Origin of the sequence: Herminiimonas sp. Marseille-P9896, assembly GCF_903993245.1 — a bacterium.
Lineage (GTDB): Bacteria > Pseudomonadota > Gammaproteobacteria > Burkholderiales > Burkholderiaceae_D > Oxalicibacterium > Oxalicibacterium contaminans.
Genome location: NZ_CAJEVT010000001.1, coordinates 1062697 through 1087183, shown reverse-complemented (window position 1 = coordinate 1087183; position 24487 = coordinate 1062697). Strand labels below are relative to the sequence as shown.

The window sequence follows — 24487 nt, the reverse complement described above, 5'->3', positions numbered from 1 at the left end:
AGGCCGCGCATTATACAGAAACAGCCGTCAACACATTCCGGAAGGCAATATTTTGCCTTCCGCCTGCGTTTTCTATCAGTAAGTCGCCAACACGTTCACAAAGAAGCCACGAGCGCGATACGACAGGTCCGTCAAATCATCCGAGTAGTTGGTGAAGTTATAGCCGACACCCGCTTTGATGCCTTTGTCGAAGTGGCGATACAGACCAACTAATGCACCTGCCTTCGCATCTTTCGCTTCCGTCGCACGCAGATTGCGGAATTCAACCAGTGCATCCCACTCTTTGACGAAATGTATGTCAGCGCGCAGCACCCACAGATCCGCGCGGCTGGAGAACCATTCGCCACCGGCCACCGGGGTCTTCAGTTCACCGATACGGAAAGCGTACTTACCACCAACCGACAACCACGGCAGCAAGTCGTAAATCGTATCAACTGCAAACACCTGGCTACGTTGTGCGTAATCCGCATTCAAACCGGACGGCGTCAATTGACCATTGGTAGGTACATTGTTCAGGTTGGTGTACTTGAACAAGGTATTCCAGCGATCGTTATCGACCGGACGGTAAGCACTGGCCAACACGAATTCACGATAGTTACCATCGATGAATGCACCCTGGTTATTGCGCGAGCGTGACACATTGAATTTGCTCAGGATGCGCCAGGCTGGATCAACCTGATAACCCAGGGTATTGCGCATCAGCCAGGTTGTGCGCTCACCGGACACATTACCGCTGTCCTTGCGCCATTCCAGGCTACCGCCGTATTTAAGGCCATCCTTTTTATAGCCGACCGAACCGCCCAGCGCGCGACGTTCAAGATCGCCCGCCAACGGATCGGAGACCGTACCGTATTCAGCTTTGGCGCCCCAGTTCCAGCGATCATTCGGCGCCCAGTCCATACCGAAGGCTTGGGTCAGGCTTTGCGGACCTGCACCGTTGGATGCACGTCCTTCACCGAAGACACGCAACTGATCCGATACACGGGTGCTGGCACCGGAAACCAAAGTTCCTTGACGACCGCGCCACGCGATATCCGGACTTTCTGTTTCCATCGCATAGGTCAGGTAGGCATTGCTGCGATCCGAGACACGATAATCAGCACCCACCTTACCGCCTATACCCATGCTGCCATCTGATACTTCGGCCAGCAACTTGACGCGCTCACTAACTTGCAGCGAGCCACCGACACCGACGCGATTATTTGCATCGCGTGTGGCATCGTGATCCAGTGTCGCCTGCACGAAACCGTAGGCTTCCCAGTCATCCTTCTCACCCGGCTTGCCATCCTTGCGCTCCGGTTTGTAGCCGACGCGTACTTGTGCATCGGTACGTGACCCGACTTGCGACAACAATGGGCTGGCATTGGCAACCACCTTGCTGCGGTCGTCCATACGCGTACCGACTGCCACATCCCATTCAGGATTGATGGTTTGGCGTACTGCGACTTCGAGGTTCTGGCTATCCTGCAGATCACCGTTACGTTGATCTGCTTTGACCAGCAAGCGTGTACCCTGCACGATCTCGACGTCAGCGTTCACGCCGGTTTGCCGGATCGCTTCACCACTGACACCGATCTGGCCTGGTGCAGAGTAACCACGTTCACGGTTCTGCGCATAGGCGGAGAACTTGCCTTTCATATCGTCCGTGACTTCTGCCAGGTCGACCGCCGCTTCCACACGCTGCGCACCAGCCGTCTGGTTGGTACCGGGATTCAGGCTGTTGAAACCAAAACCGCCATCCAGCGAAGTTTGCGAACCACTGCCCGGCCCCTTCGATTGTGCTACTTCGAATTTGACCCAGGTACCCGGCTTGTAGCGGAAAGTACCATCGACTCCTTTCAGAGTCTGGCTAGTGCCGTCTTCACCCTGATGGTAGCTGCTGATACCCAGTTGTACGTGATCGTTCAGCCATTGGCTGCCACGGAAACCGGTCGACAGATTGTTAATGGCTGTCACACCCGGTGCGTACTCATAGGTCGTTACCAGATAAACCGGATTACCACTCACCGCCGAAGTCATGATCAGGCTGGCGCTGCCACCAGTCGAAGACAATGGCGATTGCAGCAAGATGCGACCTTGCAGGTAGTTGATCTCATAGTCCTGTGCTGGTGCCAGCTCACGACGTTCGATCACCATGCCGGAATCCTTGTCGCGTACCTCTACCCACACCCGCTCCGAACCCTGGGTGATATCCAGGTGACGCAGGTAGTACAACGAGCCACCGGTACCACGGAACTCTTCACGCGACGACAAGGTCCCCGGATCTGCGAGGAAGGCATCGACCTGCGTTTGCTTTTCACCATAGGTGGTTGCATCCTCCGAACGGTGACGCAGTTGCGCACCGTACAGGCCACGCGAGTACTGCATCAACTCCGTACCCGACCAGGTAGTTTTGAAGTTACCCCACAACGCATGCGAGTCGCCTTTTTGCAATTTCACATAGAACTTGCCTTGTGTCGGCGCATCATCAACCGTGGTGCTGTCATCGCCATAGACCGGGTAATACAGGTTTGGATCTATGCTGCGCAACAGGTATTTAGGATCCTTGCTGGAGAAGTTCGAGAACAAATCCTTGAACGGACCTTCGCGCGTATCCGCCGATGCAGTCAGCAGGTACTCGCCCTTGATCTTGCCTTTCAGGTAGAACGCGGCACGACCATCGACGTAGACTTTATTGTCGTAGTGATCTCCGTTATCACCCGTCACCAATTTTATCGGACCGGATGTCTTGTTCTGTCCTACCGTCAAATCACCGAGCGCCAGATAGAACCAGTCATCAGCTGCAATGTTCAGATTGCGACGGAAGCTGTTCGCACGGCCATCTGCTTCTGTCACGGTGACTTCGACCGACTGTGGCCCCGCTGGCATAATTTGCTTCATCGCAAACTTGCCATTCGCATCCACCGGCAAATCCAGTCCGAGTGCAGCAACGCGCTGACCTGGCTGCATATGGGTGCCATTGACGGTAATCGTGCCGCCGGTTACCGGGATGTTGCGCAGTGCCAGGCTGTTTTCACCGTAACCGGTCAGGCGTTCACGTTCTATCTTGTCCTGATCTTCATTCGCAGGCATCGCGCGATTCAACAGATTCAGCGACTTCAGACTGGTTTCATCGAAACGGCCTTGTTCGTCATACACGCGCAACAGATAAAAGACTTGGTCATCCGCGACCACAGGTGCAGTCCAGTTCGTCACACCGGTCCACGAAACTGGCAACACTTCCAATGGTTGCTCTTGTGTCTTTTGTCCTGCTTTGAACAAACGCAACTCGGCCTTCTTCAGCCATGGAATATAGTTGGACCAGGCACGGAATTCGACTTGCTGGCCTTTGACAGCTGCATTTGGCGTTGCCCAGATATTCATGGTCGGTGCAATTGCCAGGCTGTCGTAGCGCACCTGGATATCTGCACGCTCGAGCGCAACGTCGGTACAACGCTGTCCATCCGCCTCATTCGCATCATTACCCTGGAACGGTACGCCGTCGATAGTGATACGGAATGGCGCATCTATCATCTGCGACATCGCTTGCGGGGAGCAAGGTGCAGGCTTAGGCAAGGCAACTAACGGTGCTGCCATATCAAACCAGACCTGCAAGGCCACACGGCGATTCTTCGCCATGCCTTCCGGCGTCGCATTCGTTGCGAGCGGCTGGCTTTCGCCCTTACCATCTATCGAGTAGGTGATCGCAGGATTTTTTAATGCCTGCTTCAGGTAGGCGGCTACCGTCAACGCACGTGCTTCAGACAAGCCCTGGTTGTCGGTAAAGATACGTTTGGCATTCGGTGACAGACGTTGATTATCGGTATGGCCGACGATCGCGATACGCATACCGGCGATCACACCTTTACGTGCGTGGATCTCGGCTATCAATGCATCCAGCGACTCCTTGGCGGACGGTGTCAGGTCAGCTTTACCGGATACGAACAGGCTCAAGCCCTTGGCTTCCTGCAACGCCTTGCTCAGGTCTGCAGGTGCAGCTGGTACTTGCGCTGCACGATTACGCATCTCGGTCGCTTCAGCGCGTGTCACGCCGGACGGCATAGGATAAGCAATCGCCGGTTGTACTTCTGCAGGGCGCGGTATCGAATGCAAATCGATACGTCCGTTATCAATACGCTTGCCATGTATTTCTGTATCCGCCCAGGTAGATGGACCTGCAAACAACATGCTGATCGCCAATGCGATGGTGTGTGGTCGGAGCATCATTGCGCGCCCTCCAATTCTGTTTCTATCATCAGCGGAACAAGTGGCTCGCTTTCCTCATGCCCTTTCTTGCGCTTCTCCTTCCACATTCGCTGTACACGATCACTGACGGCAGCGATGCGTTTCTTGGCGAGGTCTTTCGATTCCTTACCCTGACGGTATGCAATGCGCAGAACCGTAGGACGTGATTGCAGTTGCTCAGGCAATTTATCCAGCTCCGAGATATAAGGTGCTTGCAGTTCTGTGCCCTCACCTACGAATGCAGCACTGGAGAGTTCCAGTCGCACTACGCGATGTACGCTTGCACCAAAATTGAGTTTGACCATCTTGCCGCGGGTGACACGAACGTCGCGCGGGTTCTCTGTGGTCAGGCGATAACCGGACGGCAAGGTGCGTTCATCCACTTTCATGACGAAGTTGGAACCGCGATCCGCATTCGGAATAGCCGCGCAAGCAACGTGGAAACGTCCTTCCTGATCGCTGGTCACCAGCAAGCCACGGGCAGTCGCGATACGCACGTTGGCAATACCTGGTTCGCCCTGGTCCTGATAACCATTGGCGTTCTTGTCATCAAAAACTTTGCCGATGATGTCCGAGCAATCAAAGGTCGGATCTGGCACCACACGCACGGTAGCCGACGCAATGTTCGAGACTTGCGTATTAGTGATGTTGTTAATCGAAGAGACTCGGTTAACGAATTCACCTTCGGCGACGCCGGTACCGACGACCAACATCATGCGCAGTGTTTTACGCTCACCCGCTGTGAAGGTCTGGTTCGGCCAGCTCAGGCTGCGGCCGCTAACTACAGGCTCGGTTGGCACACCGTTCAGCGAAGCGGAACCGGTACGATAACGGAAACCAGCTGGTATCACGTCGACGACATTGATACCCGTCAGGGTTGCCGCCAATGTGTTGGTAGCAGTGATGGTGTAAGGCACCAGGTCACCACGTACCACGTTGACCAATGGCGTGCTCTTCGTCATCACGATCGCACCACCCAAGACTGGGTCTAACGGGATATGGTTATTCCCGACATTGGCCGACCTGGTAGGACCTGGCGTATTCGAAAGGTTGAAGGTTGTGTAGTATTGCGTCGAGCCAGAACCCAAAGTGCTGGTAGTGGCCGGGCAAGTGGCAGGATTTTGTTTGGTTACAGCCAACGCTGGCGCACCGACGTTACTTTGTACCAACGCCGGATCTGGCGTAGGCGAAACCAACAATGTATTGCTACATGTAGGCAGCATCGTCGATGGCGATGGCACATAGCCCGCAGGGTAGGTCTCCACGACCAAGGTATACATACCTGGAGGCGCATCTGAAGTCAGCAAGAATTGATAGAGGCCGTCCGCGCCGGTCGTTGACGATGCAGTACCGCCGACCACGTCTCTTGAGGCGAGGAATCCTCCAGGACCGTGAATAGTGACCTTCGCTCCAGAAACTGGTTGACGCGTAATTGCGTCGTAGACCACACCGGTTGCACCGCCGTATCCTACTTCTGCAAAGTTGTTATTCAGCGTAGAAGTATTCGGTGGCAGGACTATATTGCTGATACGGCTCGGTGTCACCGATTGTGGCGTAGCAGTGCCTGGCGTACCGCCATTAGGTACCGTACCCGCAGTCGTAATGCCATTACCGGTACCAGCAGGCTGGTTGGGTTGCAGGACCGAGTAGGTACCTGGTAACAGGCCACTGAAACTATAATTACCGTCAGCATCCGTCACCGTTGTAGCGATAACGGTGTTCGCTGCATTCAGCAACTGGATGGTGACACCCGGCAGCGGCGCGTCCAGACCGCTTTCAAACGTACCGTTTGCTACAGGATTGTTATCCTTGAATACCTTACCGGAAATCGTGGATGCAGCGATCTCGGCAAAGTTGTTATTAATCGAACCCGAAATTTCACCCGCGCCGTTATCACCCAGTACGACATTCGCGATCTGGCTGCTGGTCGTGCTTGGGTTAGAGGCTGTGCCTGGTGTACCTGTGCTGCCAGCTACGTTCACTATCGTGCCCGCAGTGGTCGTGCCATTCAGTGTTCCTGGTGGTTGCGTAGGTTGGCACACCGAATAGGTGGCCGCACCCAGGTCGGCAAATATATAGTTACCTAGTGAATCGGTCGTCGCGGTTGCAAGCAATGGGCCGCTGCAAGTCGGGCCGCTGCGCAATTCAATTGGCGAGTTAGCAATCGGGGTGTCGGTACCACTGGTAAATACACCGTTAGGAACCAGCTTGTTGTCCTTGAATACCTTGCCCGAAATATAGCCACGTGTGCTGATAGTCAGCGGTGCATTCGCAGGTTGTTGGTTATTACCCAGATTGGTTTGCAAGGCACCGGCCGGGATATTGTTGGTATGTACACCAGCAGCAAATCCGGTCACATTGACATCGATCGAACAGCCGCCTGGCGGGATGGTACCGCCGCTACGCAAACGTACACTGACTGCATTCGGCACTGCATCGACCGTGCCGCCGCAAGTGGTCGTTATGCCAGGCGCCGCCGTCAAGCTGATCTGACCAGGAGCGACCGGCAGTACGTCGTCAAAATTGGACGTCAGGGTCATCGTCGTCGCATTGTCATTGGTAATGACGATGCTCAGGCGCGATACGCCGTTCGGTGGAATCACTGCAGGAGAAAACTGCTTGCTAACGGTCGGTGGTGTCGAGACGATCAGTTCTGCACGCGTCGGAGCTTCATTCGATACACCTTCGTTGGTCGTGACAGCACCTGCCGGAATCATATTGGTATATGTACCGGAGACGTTGCTTAATACGTTAACCGTGACAGTACAAGAACTCGTCGCTGGAATCGACGCGCCGCTCAGTCGCACACTGGTTCCCGATGGATCCGCAGTCACTGCACCACCCGTACAGGTAGTACTTGCACCTGGTGTAGGTGCAACAACCAGGCCTGCAGGCAAGGCATCCGTTACGTTGACACCCGTCAGGCTGGTGGCATTGCTATTGTCAAAACGCAGGGTCAGTACTGCAACCCCGCCCGGAGCCTTGTTATCAACACCTGTCGTAAAACCTACAGGGTTACCTGCGTCCAGCGTAAGCAAGCTGAAAGCCTTGTGCACCGTCAATGGTGATTTCGCGAGCAAGGTATCGCTGGTCGGCGTTGTGTTATTGGTTGTGGCACCACCGATGGTGACGGACAAGGCACCAGCCGGAATCGTATTAACGTAGTCGCCTGCCGCTGCAACCAGCACATCGATTTCCGCGTAGCAGCTGGCAGGCACCAAACCATTGGCAGCAGGAATGGTCCCGCCGCTTACTTGTACGATGTTGCCACCGGAAGAGGTCACTGTTGCGCCGGTACATGTCGTCGTCGGGTTACCACCATCAGCAGGTATGGTTACACCAGCCGGCAAAGTATCGCTTACCGCAAGGTTGGTGCCGACCTGTGCCGTAGGATTGAAGAAGGAAATACGCAAACGCGAACGCTCACCTGGCTTGACTACATTCGGTGTGAACTGCTTGACGATACCTACGTTGCTGCTGGTCGCCAGACTGGTCGATGCAGGAGCGCTGTTTGTCAGGCCTTGGTCAGTATGCAAGGCACCTGCCGGGATGATGTTGGTCACACCCGCTGCCACGGTTGAAGTCACATTAACCTTGACCGAGCAAGTCGTGTTCGCCGCCAATGTTGCAATGCTCAGGCTGACCGAGCGCGAGCCGGGCACGGCAACCACATTCCCCCCCGGGCAAGTCGTGCTCGCCATAGGACTGGCAGTGATAACCCAGCCATTTTCCGGTGCACCAGCAGTACCGTCAGTCGTGAAGTAATCGGTGACACCCATATTGGTAACGCCTTGGGTACCGCTATTGATATCAATCGTCAATTGACTGACCTGGCCCGGAAAGGTCAACGAAGATGGATTCGTCGATTTCAAAATGGTCAGGTTGGTTGGCGCATTACGTATCAGGGGCGCATCGACCGAACTTACATTGCGTACGCCACCGTCGGCGGTGATGTTGTTGGCTGGAATGCTGTTAAGCCAGTTCGTGTTACCCGTTGCGATGACATCAAACAGCAGCGAGCAACTTCCGCCGCCGTTGATGCTGGCTCCAGCCAGCGAAATCGAGTTCGCTCCAGCTGCGCCGGTAATGACAGGTGTACCTGCACAAGTCGAATATGCGTTGGTCGGATTCGCCAAAACCATCCCGGTCGGCAATGGATCCGTCACGGCCACGTTGGTCAGTGGCAGAGTGCTCGAATTCAGCAGCTGCACGGTAACAGTCGATTTGCCACCAGAAGCTACACTGGCCGGATTAAAGCTTTTATTTGCAGTCAGCGCCGAGGTATAGGTCACGGTCGCCTGATTCGTCGCCAGCGGCGTCAGCGAGCGCGTCTGGTTATCTGCCAGGGTTTCATTGCCGCCTACCGTTGCAATATTGTTGTACACACCAGCAGGCCCCACTACGTCCACTTGCAATACGCAAGTACCATCCGCGCCTGTCCCGTTGCCTGCACGAGCCGGAACGGTTGCGCCATTCATGCTGACCGAAGTTGAATTTGGTGTTGCAGTGATGGTCGGCGCACCGCAGGTGCTGGCGGCATTCGATGGCGTTGCGACACGCAGTAGACCACCACCCGCAGTTGCCGCTGGCAAAGTATCGGAGATGGTTACGCTGGTCAGCGGATTTACCGATTTATTGTTCAGCCTGATCGTCATGCGGACGATGGTGCCTTCGGCAAAAGTGCTGACGCCAGGCGCTGATTCTGCAAATGCCTTGCTTACAGAAAGTACCGGAGCAGTTGGATTAGGCGGTGTCGTATTCGAACCACCGCCGTTACAAACCTGACCTGCACCATTGTTGTAACAGACGCCACCTGAATTAATAACGTTAGCAGTCGAGGTATTGGTAGTCAGCGAAGTCATCGCCCAGAAACTGACCTTACAAGAACCAGGTGCGTTAATGGTGCTGCGACCAGGAACCGTCGTCAGGTTAACCACTGGTGATGTTGCGCCGACTGGCGACGACGTGCTCACCGCGCCGCAACCTGCGCCAGTCACTGTCGGCGAGTAATTTACTCCGTTGATGGTGCCGGTCAGAAATGTCTGGCCATTGGTGAAGGTGTCAGTAATGCTGACGTTGTTGATCGCACCTGCACCGTAGTTTTGTACTTCAACCTCATAGCGGATCGGGTTACCCGGTGCCACCGAGGTAGGTGTAGAGGTTTTCAAAACACGCAAATCATCCGCCACCAGGATGGAGGAGGATGCCGGTTGACTACGTATCGCCGGGTTACCGACATTGACCGCGCCTTCCGACAATGCATTGGTATAAGTAACCGGAACACCAGTAGTTTGCACACGACCGGTAAAGTTCACGGTGACGGTACAAGTTCCAGCTGTATTACCGACTTTCGCAGGTATGGTGCCACCTGCCAAAGAAAATCCTACCGCAGTAGTGGTCGGTACAGCACCACATGTGCTGGTGGCGCCAGTTACCAACAGACCTTTGGTTCCGTCTGCTCCACCCACTCCATCAATAGGACTATCTACAAAATTGCTGATGTTAAGCGGTGTGTCGCCTTCATTCGTCAGCGTGATCGTGAAGCTACCGTTTTCTCCACTGGATAACGATGCCGCAGAAAATGCCTTTGACACCTTGAGCGGCGAAAGGACGGTGACATTTGCAGTTGCATCGGCAGATGCGGGTATACCCACGCTGTTGGTGAAGCCCGTGGATCGATTGATGCGGTTGGTTTGCGCTCCGGTCGAATATGCACCATTGGTCTGGTTCGCTTCAACGTTGACTGTGAAGGTACAACTTCCGCTCGCGGGCAAAGTACCACTACCACTTACGGTCGTGGCACCTGCAACTGCAGTGATAGTCGGAGCGGGACCGCCACCGGTACAGGTAGCATTTGCAACCAGAGGAGTAGCGACCTTGATGATGCTGCTACCACCCAATTGAGGGAATGCATCAGCAATGTTAAAACTGTCGATAGCAACCGGATTCGTATTGCTGACGGTAACAGTCAACGCGGTCGGCGCACCACCAAGTACCAGGTTCGAATTTGCAAATGACTTGTTAATTTCCGGCTGTGCAAGCGCTCGTACACCAAAGGTCTGGGTTACCTGACCGCTATTCGCCACATTAACGCCGTTCTCTGTACCGGTTACCGCACCACTACCCAATTGATAATCGTAGCTAGCAGCGGCACCGTTCGAAGTTCCCGCAGTAACAGGAATATCGATAGTACAAGAGCCGTCTACCGCAGGGCTTGTCGTTGCAGCTGGAACTACGCCACCATCCAGCTTGATCTGCTGCGTACCAACCGAGGTAGTCATGGTTCCGCCGCATGTAGAAACCGGAGTACCGGCTATTTTCAAACCGTTCGGCAAAGTACCGGGCAACAGATTGTCAAACGCGGTGTTATTGACAGGCACCGTCGCATTGTTCGACAAAGTAATGCGCAGGGTACGCACCTCGCCCGGATAAAAAGAAGACGGGTCCGGCGTCGTCACCGATGCAGTCAATGCAGCAAATGCAGACATAGGCAACAAGCCCATCGCCAGAGCCAGAGGCACTGACCGGAGCATGGATGCGAAAGACGATTTGGCAAAAATTGTGGGACGCGACATGGCAGACCTATCTACTTTTCAAAAATTTTTAAAACCGGGAGCACATCGATCGACTGCTAAAAAATTGATCCAGCGCAATAAATTTCCGAACGGAATATAAATTTCAGGCGGAGGAATCGCACGTAAACGATCGTCAACATTTGCAAACGAATTGCGGAAGATGTCCTGTTGACGCGGTGTTGACAGAAGAAAACTCGCTGAAGAAATGCTGCGCGAGGTTAATAAGTTTCGCGATGGAAATGCTGACAAATGCTGAGACGCGCGGAACTAAGGAGAGCGAAGAGGAAGGAAAAAATGCGAGAAGAGTCGTGTGTGAATATTTTTGATAAGAAATAAATTCTCACAAGAAAAACAATTAGTTAGCGCGTTATCGCCTTATCGATACGACGCACATACACGCGTAAATTATTTCCACATGGAAATAATTTATGATTTTTTTGTTGAGTAAACGTTTGCAAACTAGACGACATAGGCGCGTCTCAATTTCACAATCCGTTTGAAATATCCAACACATCGTTTACAAAATTTGCACTTGCAAACACCACGCATAAAAAAAGCCGGGTCTAAACCCGGCTTCGTTTTTTTACAACAGTGAAGATCAGAACTCTTCCCAATCGTCGGCACCGCTGCTAGCACCGTTCGCAATTTTCTTCGGCGCTGGAGCCGAGATCGCGCGATTCGCAGCATCACCATGTGTAGGAACGACCTGTACCTTTGCTGTTTTTCTCACTGGTGCTGCCGTCACAGCCGAACCTTCCAGCTTAAATACACTGACTGCTTCAGCCAGTTTCGCTGCTTGCTCATTAAGCGACTCCGCCGCAGCCGCAGCTTCTTCTACCAATGCTGCATTCTGTTGGGTGACCTGATCCATCTGACCGATCGCCTGATTGACCTGCTCAATACCGGCGCTTTGCTCCTGGCTCGCCGCCATGATCTCAGACATGATGTCAGTGACGTGACGTACACTCTGCACCACTTCATCCATGGTCACGCCAGCTTCTTCAACCAGCTTGCTGCCGAGCTCCACTTTATCGACCGAATCACCGATGAGGGTTTTGATTTCCTTCGCAGCAGCCGCGGAACGTTGCGCCAGGTTGCGCACTTCACTCGCCACCACCGCGAAGCCGCGACCTTGCTCGCCAGCACGTGCTGCTTCAACGGCCGCATTGAGTGCGAGGATGTTGGTCTGGAAAGCGATGCCATCGATGACACCGATGATGTCGACGATTTTTTTCGCCGATGCATTGATGTCTTCCATCGTATCGACCACGCGTGATACAACCGCACCGCCTTTTTCTGCGACTCCCGACGCAGATACGGCGAGTTGATTTGCCTGACGTGCGTTGTCAGCATTCTGTTTGACGGTAGAAGTCAGTTCTTCCATCGAAGATGCTGTTTCTTCCAATGAGCTGGCCTGTTCTTCGGTGCGGCTGGACAGATCCAGATTACCGGCAGCGATCTGACTGGAAGCGGTCGCTATCGTATCGATACCTGTGCGCACCTGGCTCACGCTTTTCACCAGCCCATCATTCATGTCGCGCAAGGCATACAAGAGTTGGCCGGTTTCATCGTTGGAGTTGGACTGGATTTTGTTACGCAGATCACCGGAGGCCACGGTACGCGCAACCGACACCGCGTAATCGAGCGGGCGTGTAATGCTGCGTGACAACAGCCACGCCAGTATCGCGCTCAATATTAAAGCCATGGTGCCCAAAGCAATCAGGACCGTGCGGCCGGATGCATACAGCTCATCGACCTCGGCTTTGGCTTTCAGGAAAATCGTTTGCTGAAACTCCACGACAGCCTGTACTGACTGATTGTAGGAAAGCAGCGCCGGATCCATTTTTGTTTCTATCAGTTTTTTTGCTGCGGCTTCAGCTGCAGGATTGCCTTCCGCCTTGAGTTTGAACACATCCTTGCGGACATCCATGTAAGCTGTACGCTTCTCACCGACGACGCTCATCAGCTTCTTGCCTTCGTCGCTATGGATCAACTCAACGATCTGGTTTTGCAGCTTGGTGATTTCCAGGCTTTGTGCTTCCATTTCGGTCTGGAATTGCTTCTGTACTTCCGCATCATTGCTACGCACACGTGCTGCGGTACGTACTGCATTCGCGATATTGCCCAGATACCATTGATGTGTCAGCCGCTCCTTGGTAGCGGCCTCCTCCATATGCACAGTAGCCTGTGCGACCTCCTGCAAACGCCAGACACCGATCACGATCATGGATGCCATCAGTGCCAGTATCACAGCGAACGCCAGTCCCAGACGTACGCCAATTTTCAGATTAGTTATTTTCATTTTTATACTCAAAGTGAAGAAAGGATATTTGCAAAAGGAGGTTCACGAAAAAACATCAAGTTGCCAGGCCAGCTGGCGAACTTGATGTCATCGCATAGTCGGAATCAAGCAGGAACAGAGCTGTCCCTGCTTCAATCACACGCTTCAAATGGGCGTGGGTTTAAAACTCTTCCCAATCGTCGCCACCGGTCGGCGCGCCATTCGCTACTTTCTGACGCACCGGAGCGGGTGCCGAGATTGCGCGTTTGACTGGTGCCGGTGTGCTAGGAACTGCGGTGATTTTGCTCGCAGCTTTTTTAAGCGGTGTAGCGGCAGCCACACCATCCAGTTTAAAGACGCTGACTGCTTCCGCCAGTTTGCCGGCTTGTTCATTCAACGATTCAGCGGCAGCGGCAGCCTCTTCAACCAGCGCAGCATTCTGTTGCGTGACTTGATCCATCTGGCTGATCGCCTGATTGACTTGCTCGATACCTGCACTTTGTTCCTGGCTGGCTGCAGTGATTTCCGACATGATGTCGGTCACTTGCTGTACGCCATGAACAACTTCTTTCATGGTCACACCAGCTTCGGCGACCAGCTTGCTACCGATTTCGACTTTATCAACCGAATCACCGATCAATGTTTTGATTTCCTTGGCAGCAGCAGCGGAACGTTGTGCCAGGTTACGCACTTCGCTGGCGACCACGGCAAAGCCGCGACCTTGCTCACCGGCACGCGCGGCTTCCACTGCGGCATTCAAGGCAAGGATGTTGGTCTGGAAAGCGATGCCATCGATCACACCAATGATGTCGACAATTTTCTTCGCCGATGTATTGATGTCTTCCATAGTATCGACTACTTGCGAAACAACCAGGCCACCTTTTTCCGCCACGGTGGAAGCTGAAGCAGCCAGTTGATTGGCCTGACGTGCGTTATCAGCATTTTGCTTGACGGTAGAAGTCAGTTCTTCCATCGACGACGCAGTTTCTTCCAGCGAACTGGCTTGTTGCTCGGTACGACTGGACAAGTCCAGGTTACCGGCAGCGATTTGCTGGGTAGCGACACCGATGGCGGTACTGCCCTGGCGTACATTGAAGACGGTTTCTATCAGGCTTTTTTGCATGACTTGCAGGCCGCTCATCAAGATACCCATTTCATTGCGCGATTTGACTTCGATACGGCTGGTCAGGTCGCCAGAAGAGATCGCGCTGAAATGGCCCAGCATTTCCGTCAACGGTTGCATGATGGCGCGGATCAGGAAGAAAGCAGCAATCGCGACAACGATCAGACCAAACAACACACCACCAATCGCAGCGATACGGAACATACCGTACATGGATTGACTCGCGTCATAGCTGGCAGCGGCAACTTTCATTTGGAACTCTGAAAGTTTTTCCGCGCTGTTATTCATTTCTATGAAAAGTGGCGTGGTTTTTTCAAACATCAGGCGCTCTGCTTCTTCAAAGCGTCCAGCCTGTATCGCGGTGACCAAAGGCAGTGCGCCGTCGCGTACATAGGCATCACGCTTGGCATTCACGTCTTCAGCCAGTTTCTTTTCTTCTGCATCCGCTGGTAATTCGGTGTAACGCTTCCATGCCTCGTCAGACTGCGCACGCAAAGTCGCCGCACGAGCGATCAGGTCAGCTGCGTTTGCTGCATGCGGCTTGACCAATACGCGATCGATATTTGAGCGTGCCTGGAACAAGCGCGTCATTGCAGTATCAATAGCCTGCGATGACGCAAGCTGGTTACCGTACACATTTTTCAGTGAGTCATTGGTGCTTTGCAAGCCAAATACACCCATGGCGCCACCAACGATCAGCATGATGCCCATAAAGGCCATCGTGCCTATCAAGCGCATCTTGATTGATAAGTTATTAAACATTTTTTCCCTCTCAGACCATTATTGTGAAGACGGCTCTATTTTTTTATCAGGCCGCTAATTTTTCTATCAGTCCCATTTCGGATGAAGACATCAGCTTGTCTATATCCAGCAAAATCAGCATGCGCTCTTCTATCGTCCCCAGCCCGATCAAAAAGTCTGCATTCATGGAGGTTCCCATTTCCGGGGCCGGTTTGATTTGCTCGCTATTGAGTGTGATGACGTCCGAAACGCTGTCGACCACAATTCCGACTACACGATTACCAATATTTAAAATAATGACGACCGTGAACTGGTCATAAGTAGGCGCCCCCAGTTTGAACATGATGCGCATATCAACAATCGGTACGATGATGCCGCGCAGATTAATAACGCCTTTGATGAACTCGGGTGCATTAGCGATTTTCGTAACAGCGTCGTAACCACGAATTTCCTGAACTTTCAGGATATCGATGCCGTATTCTTCGCTGCCTAAAGTAAACGCCAATACCTCGGTCCCGCCGAGAGATTGTTGCTTGTTTTGCATGGGTGGCCTGTTTATAAGAAGGATTGTTTTTTGCGCTGTGGTTAACACTTTTAGCGTAAAAATATAGGCAGTTGAAACGGGAAAAATTCCCCTTTCAACTTAATCCTGATTACGTCATTCCGTAACGAATCTTTAGAGAAAAACGAGGCCATCACGAAGATATTCTGGTGTATCTGTGACTTTTGGTTAAATCGCGAAAAACGTTTGTGTATTTGGTACTTTTTTTAACGTTTTATTGAGGGAAAAGACGCTGTAATCAGCCGTGTATATAAACCGGCAAGGAGGAGGAAAAACACGCTAATCATCGGATATGGGAATCGTTTCTATTCCCGAGGCAGGATTATTTGTTTATTGATAAGGGCATGCGTACATCCGTCAAACACCATAGCCATCTATCCGACGCCTGGTCTGCATTGAATGCAACGCGATGTCGTCCTTAAATCGCTTCGTCCGGATGGCCCAGTATGCATTTCTTGATGATGGCGTGTACCCCCCAATTGCCATTGACAACCTGGGTGATACCGAAATCGACCGCCACCGATATCAGGGATATCGCCTCATCCTCGTTTAAGCCGTGCGCGGTCATCAGGTAGCGCCGGGTCTTGCGGAAGGCATCGCGCATCGCCATGTCGAGCGAAGCCTTTTTGTAAATATCAGCCTGCGCGTTGGCACCCAGCTCGACCAGGTGATTGGCATAGCTCAGGCCCTGGATTACCCATTCAGTCTCGCTCTCGAGGAAGGGATGATCCAGATCGTCGAGGAAAGTCCCGGCTATGTCTTTCTTCTTATGCAGAACCAGCTGGAATTCGCCGGTCAGCGAGCACTCAATCGCCGTGCCGCACAGTTCGGAATCGCCCTGTGAAGCATGCGGATCACCAACCGAGAACAAGGCCCCTGGCACCGCGACCGGCAGGAACAGGGTAGAACCCTTGGCCGCACGCCAGTTATCCAGATTTCCACCAAACGAACCTGGCGGCACTGAATCCACTTCATCGTCCAGCAAAGGCGCAACTGCCATCACACCAAAGTGGGGCCGGATAGGAATGCGCGCATTTTTCAGTACGCCATAGTTCTTCACGATGCTGCTGTGATCAACCGGGATGCCGGGATAATCTATAGTGGTATGGCGCACGCCAAACGGATCGGTCTGCGGCGTCCAGCGGAAGTTGTAGACCGCCTTCGCGCAGCAATGCTCATGCGTCGGATGCTCGATTTCGTAGATGGTCACGACTTCACGCGGCTTGGGTTCGGTCAGCAAGTCGTGATAATGGAAGCCCCACCATGACGCGGCGTTACTGCCAAATGATTTGCCGGCGTATTCTTCCGCCGCTGCGGGACGGGTCTGTATATCAAGGATGCGTATTTCCAGCACATCGCCAGGCTCTGCATCCTGCACATAAACCGGGCCGGTACAGATATGTACGCCAAAGCCCTCACCTGCTCCACGTCCGTAGATGGAACCGTCTATCGGGCCGGAACCGCGCCGGTCTACCGACTTTCCGTTGGCATCCCAATGAAATACGCTCTCTGCGCCCGGATCATTTTTGATCATGCGCTCGTAATCATCGTATGCATGCTGGGTCAGCGTTTCTATCGTGACGCAATCGCCTGAATGTACACTGACGACCGGTTTGATCGTTTTGCTGAAATAGCCCCAGTGCACAGTCTTGTCCGAAACCGGAATGTAGTGATGTTTGCTTTGTACGGAGTTGGTCGACACCGCCTCATCGCCGAGCGGAACATGCGCATGTTCGGCAATTTCACTCAGTATGCTGGCAAATTGGTCACGCAGGCCATCCACCACACCATCGACGTGCGCAACACGTGGGGCACCGTGTGTTTTGCGACTGTTGCGCCTCTTTTCAGAAGTCGCTGCAGCATTGCTGGCAGGACGTCCCCGCTGCAAATGCAAAGCGACTTGCTTGCCCGCAGAAGAGCGATACGCTTTCGGACTGATGCCGAACTCCAGGTTGAAAGCGCGACTGAAGTTTGCCGCATCATTAAAGCCCCAGCGGAAGCAAAGTTCGCAGATGGTCAAATGTTTGAGCGCGCTATTGGCCAGATCATTGCGACAACGATCCAGTCGGCGCTTCTTCACATATTCACCGAAGGTGGTATCACCACCTGCAAACAATTTTTGTATATAACGCGCAGATAGATTTTCGATACGGGCGATTTCGCCTATCGATACATCCGGATCGGTCAGGCGGTTCTCTATGCTGCGACAAACCCGACGCAAATGTCCGAGCTGAACCGAGGTCGAATGCTCGGCATCACCATCACCAGAGTCTTCGGCATCAGCATGCCGCGCCATGCCCGCGATCAACAGGCTGATCAGGCTGGCCTCCATTTGCCCCAGGTCTTCCGGGCCTAGGCCATCGAAGTGTTCGCCTATCGAATATAGGAAGTCAGCACTGATACCACCAGTACCAAAACTCGTCGCCACCTTGTTCAAATCACTGGAACCGGTGCGCATCAGGCGTGCCAAAAATCCGGCTTCCTTCAGTTCGACCAGAATCGCGGTAAATGCAGTTCGTAAATCAAGACGCCAGTCTTGCTGCGGATTGAGCAAAAAGATATCACCGGCATCCACAGTCGCAGATTCGGGACCGACACTGACCTGGCCATGGCCTTCCAGCAGCGCAAGGATCAGGACGACGTCATTGCGCTTGCCCACCGCATCCTGCGGCGAATGCAATATCTGTGGTGAACCATGTAATTTAGCGAATACGGAAGCGTGGGAAGAAACACTGACGGAGGCACAACCATGCAAAGGTGTGCGTTCAGCTGCGGGGAAATCACAGGCCAGTCCGATTCGACTCAGGGTTTGCTGCCATGCTGCAGCACGCAACTCGCCAGGGAAGGCGTCCGTCGAAAAACGATTAAAGTTATCAGCCATGCTTCACCCACATCTTCCAATTCCATATGCCTGCAGCGGCACGCTCATTCTATTCAATGCAATATTACGACAGCTCACTCGCTATCAGACCGGGCTGACAAAAAGAATGAGAAACTCATTCATATACAACATTGCCTGGAATAAATTCGGCGCTGCGGAATGGAGATAGAATTGAGCAGATACTAGGCTGCTCAACGCGGGCAAACTTGTTCAGGAGCGAACAATTCATTGTAATTTGCGGAAAAGCCACAACAAAGCATTTCCATACAGCAACAAATGTGTATGTGCGTTCAAGACAGCATCCATACTTGCCCCGGTATCATAAGAAACACGGCCCGCGCCAAGCAAAATCAGGCCAAAACGCGAATATTTGCAAATGTTAACGTTTCACCTCCATCCGGCTTTTCTGATCCACCTATAATTCCCGAAATCAACAAAATACCGCATAAATTCAAGGATTTCGCGAAGTACCTTAAGAGGCAAGCAGTGTTGAGAACCATAGCTAGTGCATTCCTGTTAATCGCAATCAGTTCTTCCGCATCCGCAGATAACATCAGCGTGACGCGCGATGGCGTTGTGTACTCCGTTTCGCAACACGAAACCTTGTCCAGTATTTCGCAGAAATTTACCGGCCACGTCAAAAATTGGCGCGCCATAGGCCAGACCAACCAGATCGAAAACGACAGGACTATTCCTATCGGTCGCAAAGTCCTGATCCCTGCCCGTCTGCTCACGCCGGTTTCAACATTTGCGCGGATCAAAAGCTTCTTTGGCGACGTGGTGATCCGCGGACATGACGGCAACGCGATAGAAGCGAAAATAGACGCGCTATTAAAGGAAGGCGACACGCTGACCACAATGGCGAACAGCTTTATCTCGCTGATGCTGGATGACGGCACCCAATTCACACTGCCACCGAATAGCGTGGTCAGCCTGCGTCTGTTGCGCGCCACACAGTATGTGGAAACACCGCGCACCCAGCTGTATCTGCAGAAGGGTCGAGTTGAATCACAAGTCACGCCATTAAATAATAGACCCGACGGAAAATTTGAAGTCATCAGCCCGCTCGCCGTCTCTGGTGTGCGCGGCACCAACTTCCGTGTGAATGTGGATGACAAACGGGTCTTGAATGAAGTCCTCGAAGGTAAAGTCGCGGTTGCACAAAACACTGCCGTCAACAAACCCAGCAAGCAACTGGTTGCGGCCGGTTATGGCACGGTGGTTGAGAATGGCCGCGTCAGCAAACCAGTCGCACTACTGACGGCACCGGTATTGCAAGACGGCTACCAGCAGCAAATACGCCTGCCTATTCAGTTCCCGTTGTCGCACGCAAGTGCCGCGGCATTCCGCGTCATCGTTTCTACCGACGCAGCCGGACGCAACAATATTGCCGAAACCAGCATACGCAGCAATAACGGCAAAGCTGTCGCGAAACTGGAAAACCTGGAAGACGGTGCCTACTTCGTCCGTACCAGCGCGCTGGATGCGGCCGGACTCGAAGGTATACCGACGATACAAGCCTTCCGTGTCGATGCCCGTCCATTCCCGCCTTTCCTGCTGCAACCAGGTGCCAAGTTCCAGGGTCAGTTGCAAAATGAACGCATCCCGGTCACGATGAAATGGTCGCTGGCCGAAGGCATCAAGGATTATCGCCTGCAAGTTGCAAGCGACGCGAGGTTCCAGGGCATCATCTTCGATCAGACTGCCGACACCGGCGCCGACGAAATGACGGTGCCGCTTGCGCGTGGAAATTATTACTGGCGTGTCGCCTCTATACTCCGTTCCGGCAACACATCCAAACAAGGTCCGTTTGGCGATGCGAAGCCATTGGCCGTGATACCAGGCCTGGACGCACCATCGGCCAGCATCGGCCAGAAAGAAATCCAGTTTTCCTGGAGTGCAGAACCTGGCCAGCGCTTTACCTTCCAGGTTGCCGCCACGCCTGACTTCAAAACCTTGCTGAACAATATAGAGAGCAGCAAGGCAGAAGTCGCCATTCCGCGTCCGGAAGCAGGCACCTACTATGCACGCGTACGCAGTACGGATGACGATGGCTTCGTCGGTGCTTTCTCACCGGCACAAAAATTCTCTGTCCCGCTGCAATGGCGTACTGAGTACGATGCACCGCTCGAATCGCAGGGGCAGCCCCTGGGCACCAGCTACTAATCAAGTCACCCCGGTTTGCTTATCCGATCCATTACGCCCAATTTGCGAACAGCCAAATCACCATTAAGAAAAGAATGGCGTATTTTCCTGTTCCTCATGTTGTTGCTGGCAATCCTGCTCGGCTACGAAAATGGCCTGGGCCAGGCGGATCGCTTTATATATGACAATCTGGTCAAGGCAACACAACGTCCGGCGCCATCCGACGTCGTCATTATCGCAATCGATGAATTCAGTATCGCCTCCCTCGGGCGCTGGCCGTGGCAACGGCGTACCCATGCGGAATTGCTGGATATCCTGACCAAAGCCAAAGCGAAAGCGGTCGGCATGGACATCATCTTCGCCGAACCACAATACCTCTCCGATGACGATGCCTTGCTGGCAAGTGCGATTGCGAATAACAAACGCACTGTTTTACCAGTACTGATAGAACGCACACCCATAGGCTTGCAGCCAACGTTGCCGCTGCCCGCGTTCCGCCAGGCGGCCAACAGCCTGGGACATATCCACTTCACCTTTGAAGCGGATGGCGTCGTGCGCGGCATCTACCTGCAGGAAAACCTGCATGGCGTGTCCTGGCCGCAATTTGCACAAGCAGTTTTCAATGCGGCGCAGAGTGATGGCAAACGGAGCGTCCTTGCCGACAACATCGTATCCGACGACTATCGGGATATCGACGTCAACAGCATCCTGCAAGGAGATAATCCGGCGCGCATTCCGTACACTGGCCGCCCCGGTCACTTCAAAACGATCTCTTATATCGACGTCTTGTCGGGCAAGATTCCTCCCAGCTTCTTTACCGATAAATATGTCCTGATCGGCGCGACCGCCGCAGGCATAGCATCAACCTTTGCGACACCGGTGACCACCGATCACGAAGCGATGTCCGGTGTTGAAATCAATGCCAACATCCTGAGCGGCCTGATCGAAGGACGCAGCATCCGCCCGGCAGCGCGTTGGCAAACCATCCTGTTTACCCTGCTGTCCACTTCGCTGGCACTGCTTGCCTGCCGCTACTTCTCACCGTTCGGTGCGCTCGGCCTGACGCTATTCCTAGCCAGCCTGATCAGTGCGCTGACCTATGGCGCCTTCCTCGAAGAATTATGGATACCACCTAGCGCGGCCATCCTGATGGTTGTGATTGTTTATCCGCTGTGGAGCTGGCGTCGCCTGGAGGCTGCCCTCGCCTATCTCAGCGAAGAATTTGCGCGCCTGAATCAAACCACGCCTATGGTTTTGCGTCATGCCAATGAGACCGTACGCATCAAGAATTCAGACTACCTGGACCGACAAATTGGTGCCATCCGCATAGCAGCCAATCGCTCCCGCGACATGCATCAGTTCGTGATCGACAATCTGAACAGCATGCCGGATGCCACCCTGGTCTTGTCGCAAACCGGCGAGATCCTGATGTACAACCGCATCGCCCGCGAGTACTTTGCGACGCTGAACCTGGATAAAGGCCAGACCCCGACGCTGGAAGCGATTTTCTCCAAGTTCGACATGTTGCAGGACGTCGGCAGCAATGGTACCGACTGGCGTGTCGCCCTGCTGCATTCAACCCCGGGCAACACCGCAGTGGAAATTGAAACGCGCGATATCAACAAGCGTGAATTCCTGATCAAATCCGCACCGTCACGCATGGCTGACGGTTCCATGCTGGGCTGGATCGTCTCGCTGATTGATGTCACCACCTTGCGCGCCGCTGAACGTCGCCGTGAGGAAAGCCTGAACTTTATTTCTCACGATATGCGCGTACCGCAATCGTCTATCCTGGCGCTGATCCAGCTGCAACGCAACCCGAGTACTGCATTCGCGATTCCGGAATTCCTCAACCGCATAGAAAAATCGGTTGAAACCACGCTGAACCTGGCCGATGACTTCGTCCATCTGGCCAAGGCGGAATCACAATCCTATCAATTGCAGGACACGGATTTTTCGTCGCTGCTGGCTGAAGCTGCCGACGATATGTGGGCCTTTGCGCACAGCAAGTCCATCAGCATCGTGGTTGATGCACAGGAAGTCGAGGATTGCTGGCTGAATGTCGATCGTTCGCTGGTGATACGTGCCCTCGGCAATCTGCTATCGAATGCCATCAAATTCAGTCCCAAAGGATCAGAAATTATTTGCAGCGCCAAGCCACTCCATACCGAAACCGGCAGCAGCGTCGTATGCAATATTACCGACCATGGCAAAGGCATAGCCGATGCGGATCGCAGCGCAATCTTTTCGCCCTTCCTGCGCGCGGACGAGCAGGATCACGATGGCGTCGGGTTAGGGCTGGCCTTTGTAAAAATGGTGGTCGAACGTCACAACGGCAGCATAGAAGTCAGCAGTACCGTAGGGCTAGGGAGTACCTTCACCATCACCTTACCGTGCGTGATTGGATAAATTAATTAAAAAACGGAGTTAGAGAGTAAGCCATGAGAATAGCGTCACTGGAAGATGATCCGATCGAATCACAACTGATCAATCAGGTCATTACCGATGCAGGCCATGAATGTACGTCATTTGCAGATGGAAAAACGCTGATCGCTGCATTGCAGTCCCAACGTTTCGACATCCTGATACTGGATTGGCATTTACCCGACATGACAGGCAAGGACGTCATAGAATGGGTGCGTAGCAATATCGGCGAGAACATTATCGTGATGTTCCTCACCAATCGCGTACTGGAAGAAAACATCGTCGCAGGTCTGATGGCCGGTGCCGACGATTACATGACCAAGCCGATACGCGAGGCAGAACTGTCAGCCCGCATTCATGCGCTGTCGAAACGCATACGTCACGTGTCAGGCAATGATGCGGCCATCGTCGCACCACAGGCGACCACGGTAGAAGTCGGCATTTTCAATTTCGACCTGATGCGCAAGATCGCCACCATACGCGGCGAGCCGGTTGATCTGAAACCCAAGGAATTTGATATTGCCGCCCTGTTCTTTCAAAACATCGGGCAATTGATTTCACGCGAACGCATCATGGAAGAAGTGTGGGGACGCGAACTCATGATGACTTCGCGCACGCTCGACACCCATATGTCGCAAGTACGGACCAAGCTGCAACTGAAGCTGGACAACAATGTACGCCTGACGACGGTGTACACGATAGGCTATCGTCTCGATACTTTCTAAGCTGTGATTCAAACTATGCTGGATAGCCGCGCCAATTTGAGTTTGGCGGCTGCCAGCATATCCAGATACTCCTGCGAACGGAAGAAGTTGTATTCCACCACCCGTTGCTTCGCTATCTCGTCATCCGGATACACCTCGGTCGCCGGATGGCACATGATCAGCATGCCAGGCTGCGCCGCCGCCAGCCACTCCTTGAAGCAGTTACCGTAATCAGCGCGATCAAAACCATACACCCCGGCAAAGCCGTGGTTGGTCTTGATGCCGGATACTTGTAAACCGGCCGCCAGTTTCTGCCCACCCAGATACTTCAGGATTTGCGGCTTGCCACTCCATGCCGGATTCGCCGGCACCGTATTGCGCACCCAGATAGTCTTATCCGCATAACGACGTTTAATCACTTGCAGCACGATCTGGCGCACGCCGGGCAATTGATGCACATGCTGATGGCCATCAATAAAATCAGGTGCCTGGCCGTAACCATCTTCAAACGCATCCAGTTGCCGCTCCAGTTCCTGCTGCAAGCGCTCTGCATTCATCCCTTTCAGCAAGCTGCGCAAGATCACTGCGTGCAAGCTCGGCATGCGGGTCTGGCCAAAGCCTTCGGTCAGGTTGAAATGCAAACCGATATCGGCCTGCCCCTTGTGCTCGCGTATCGCCGGTGCCGCTGTGCTCTTCCAGTTCGGTGCAGTACTAAAGCAGCTGACCGCACTCAGGCGACCAAACGCCAGCAATTGCAAAATGCCCGCATCAATACCGGGATTCTGTGCGTAGTCATCAGAGCAAAGTGCAATCGGAGTCATGGTCAG

10 protein-coding genes are annotated in these 24487 nt (G+C 53.4%); 3 read left to right on the top strand and 7 right to left on the bottom strand.

All coding sequences use genetic code 11. The features are described from left to right. Window positions 1-75: 75 nt before the first annotated feature. The 6 genes from H7U06_RS05230 to H7U06_RS05205 all read right to left on the bottom strand — a co-directional run bounded on the left by H7U06_RS05230 (window position 76) and on the right by H7U06_RS05205 (window position 18387). Window positions 76-4206, bottom strand: a complete 4131-nt coding sequence (locus H7U06_RS05230) for an OmpA family protein (RefSeq protein ID WP_175625103.1) — start codon at window positions 4204-4206, stop codon at window positions 76-78. Then, on the bottom strand, window positions 4203-10799 hold the full coding sequence (locus tag H7U06_RS05225) for an SdrD B-like domain-containing protein (RefSeq protein WP_175625102.1): 6597 nt from the start codon (window positions 10797-10799) through the stop codon (window positions 4203-4205). The genes H7U06_RS05230 and H7U06_RS05225 overlap by 4 nt, the downstream gene beginning before the upstream one ends. A 598-nt stretch (window positions 10800-11397) precedes the next feature. Then, on the bottom strand, window positions 11398-13101 hold the full coding sequence (locus H7U06_RS05220; RefSeq protein WP_175625101.1) for a methyl-accepting chemotaxis protein: 1704 nt from the start codon (window positions 13099-13101) through the stop codon (window positions 11398-11400). Window positions 13102-13261: 160 nt separating this feature from the next. After that, window positions 13262-14965 (bottom strand): methyl-accepting chemotaxis protein, encoded by a 1704-nt coding sequence (locus tag H7U06_RS05215; RefSeq protein WP_175625100.1) that lies wholly within the window; start codon window positions 14963-14965, stop codon window positions 13262-13264. A gap of 46 nt (window positions 14966-15011) precedes the next feature. Continuing rightward, window positions 15012-15488 carry a chemotaxis protein CheW gene (locus H7U06_RS05210; RefSeq protein ID WP_175625099.1) on the bottom strand — a complete coding sequence of 159 codons (477 nt, stop codon included), beginning with the start codon at window positions 15486-15488 and terminating at the stop codon, window positions 15012-15014. A 436-nt stretch (window positions 15489-15924) separates the two neighbouring features. After that, window positions 15925-18387: an acetamidase/formamidase family protein gene (locus H7U06_RS05205; RefSeq protein ID WP_175625098.1), complete on the bottom strand. Its 2463-nt coding sequence runs from the start codon at window positions 18385-18387 to the stop codon at window positions 15925-15927. A 486-nt stretch (window positions 18388-18873) separates the two neighbouring features. Between H7U06_RS05205 and H7U06_RS05200 the strand changes: the two genes are divergently transcribed. The 3 genes from H7U06_RS05200 to H7U06_RS05190 all read left to right on the top strand — a co-directional run bounded on the left by H7U06_RS05200 (window position 18874) and on the right by H7U06_RS05190 (window position 23681). Then, window positions 18874-20553 (top strand): FecR domain-containing protein, encoded by a 1680-nt coding sequence (locus tag H7U06_RS05200; protein ID WP_175625097.1) that lies wholly within the window; start codon window positions 18874-18876, stop codon window positions 20551-20553. A gap of 96 nt (window positions 20554-20649) precedes the next feature. Beyond that, on the top strand, window positions 20650-22941 hold the full coding sequence (locus H7U06_RS05195) for a CHASE2 domain-containing protein (protein WP_175625096.1): 2292 nt from the start codon (window positions 20650-20652) through the stop codon (window positions 22939-22941). 32 nt (window positions 22942-22973) lie between these two features. Beyond that, complete coding sequence (locus tag H7U06_RS05190; protein WP_175625095.1) at window positions 22974-23681, top strand: response regulator transcription factor; 708 nt, start codon at window positions 22974-22976, stop codon at window positions 23679-23681. A gap of 8 nt (window positions 23682-23689) precedes the next feature. Here the strand turns inward: H7U06_RS05190 and H7U06_RS05185 are convergent, their stop codons facing one another. Then, on the bottom strand, window positions 23690-24481 hold the full coding sequence (locus H7U06_RS05185; protein WP_175625094.1) for a ChbG/HpnK family deacetylase: 792 nt from the start codon (window positions 24479-24481) through the stop codon (window positions 23690-23692). Between the last annotated feature and the right edge of the window lie 6 nt (window positions 24482-24487).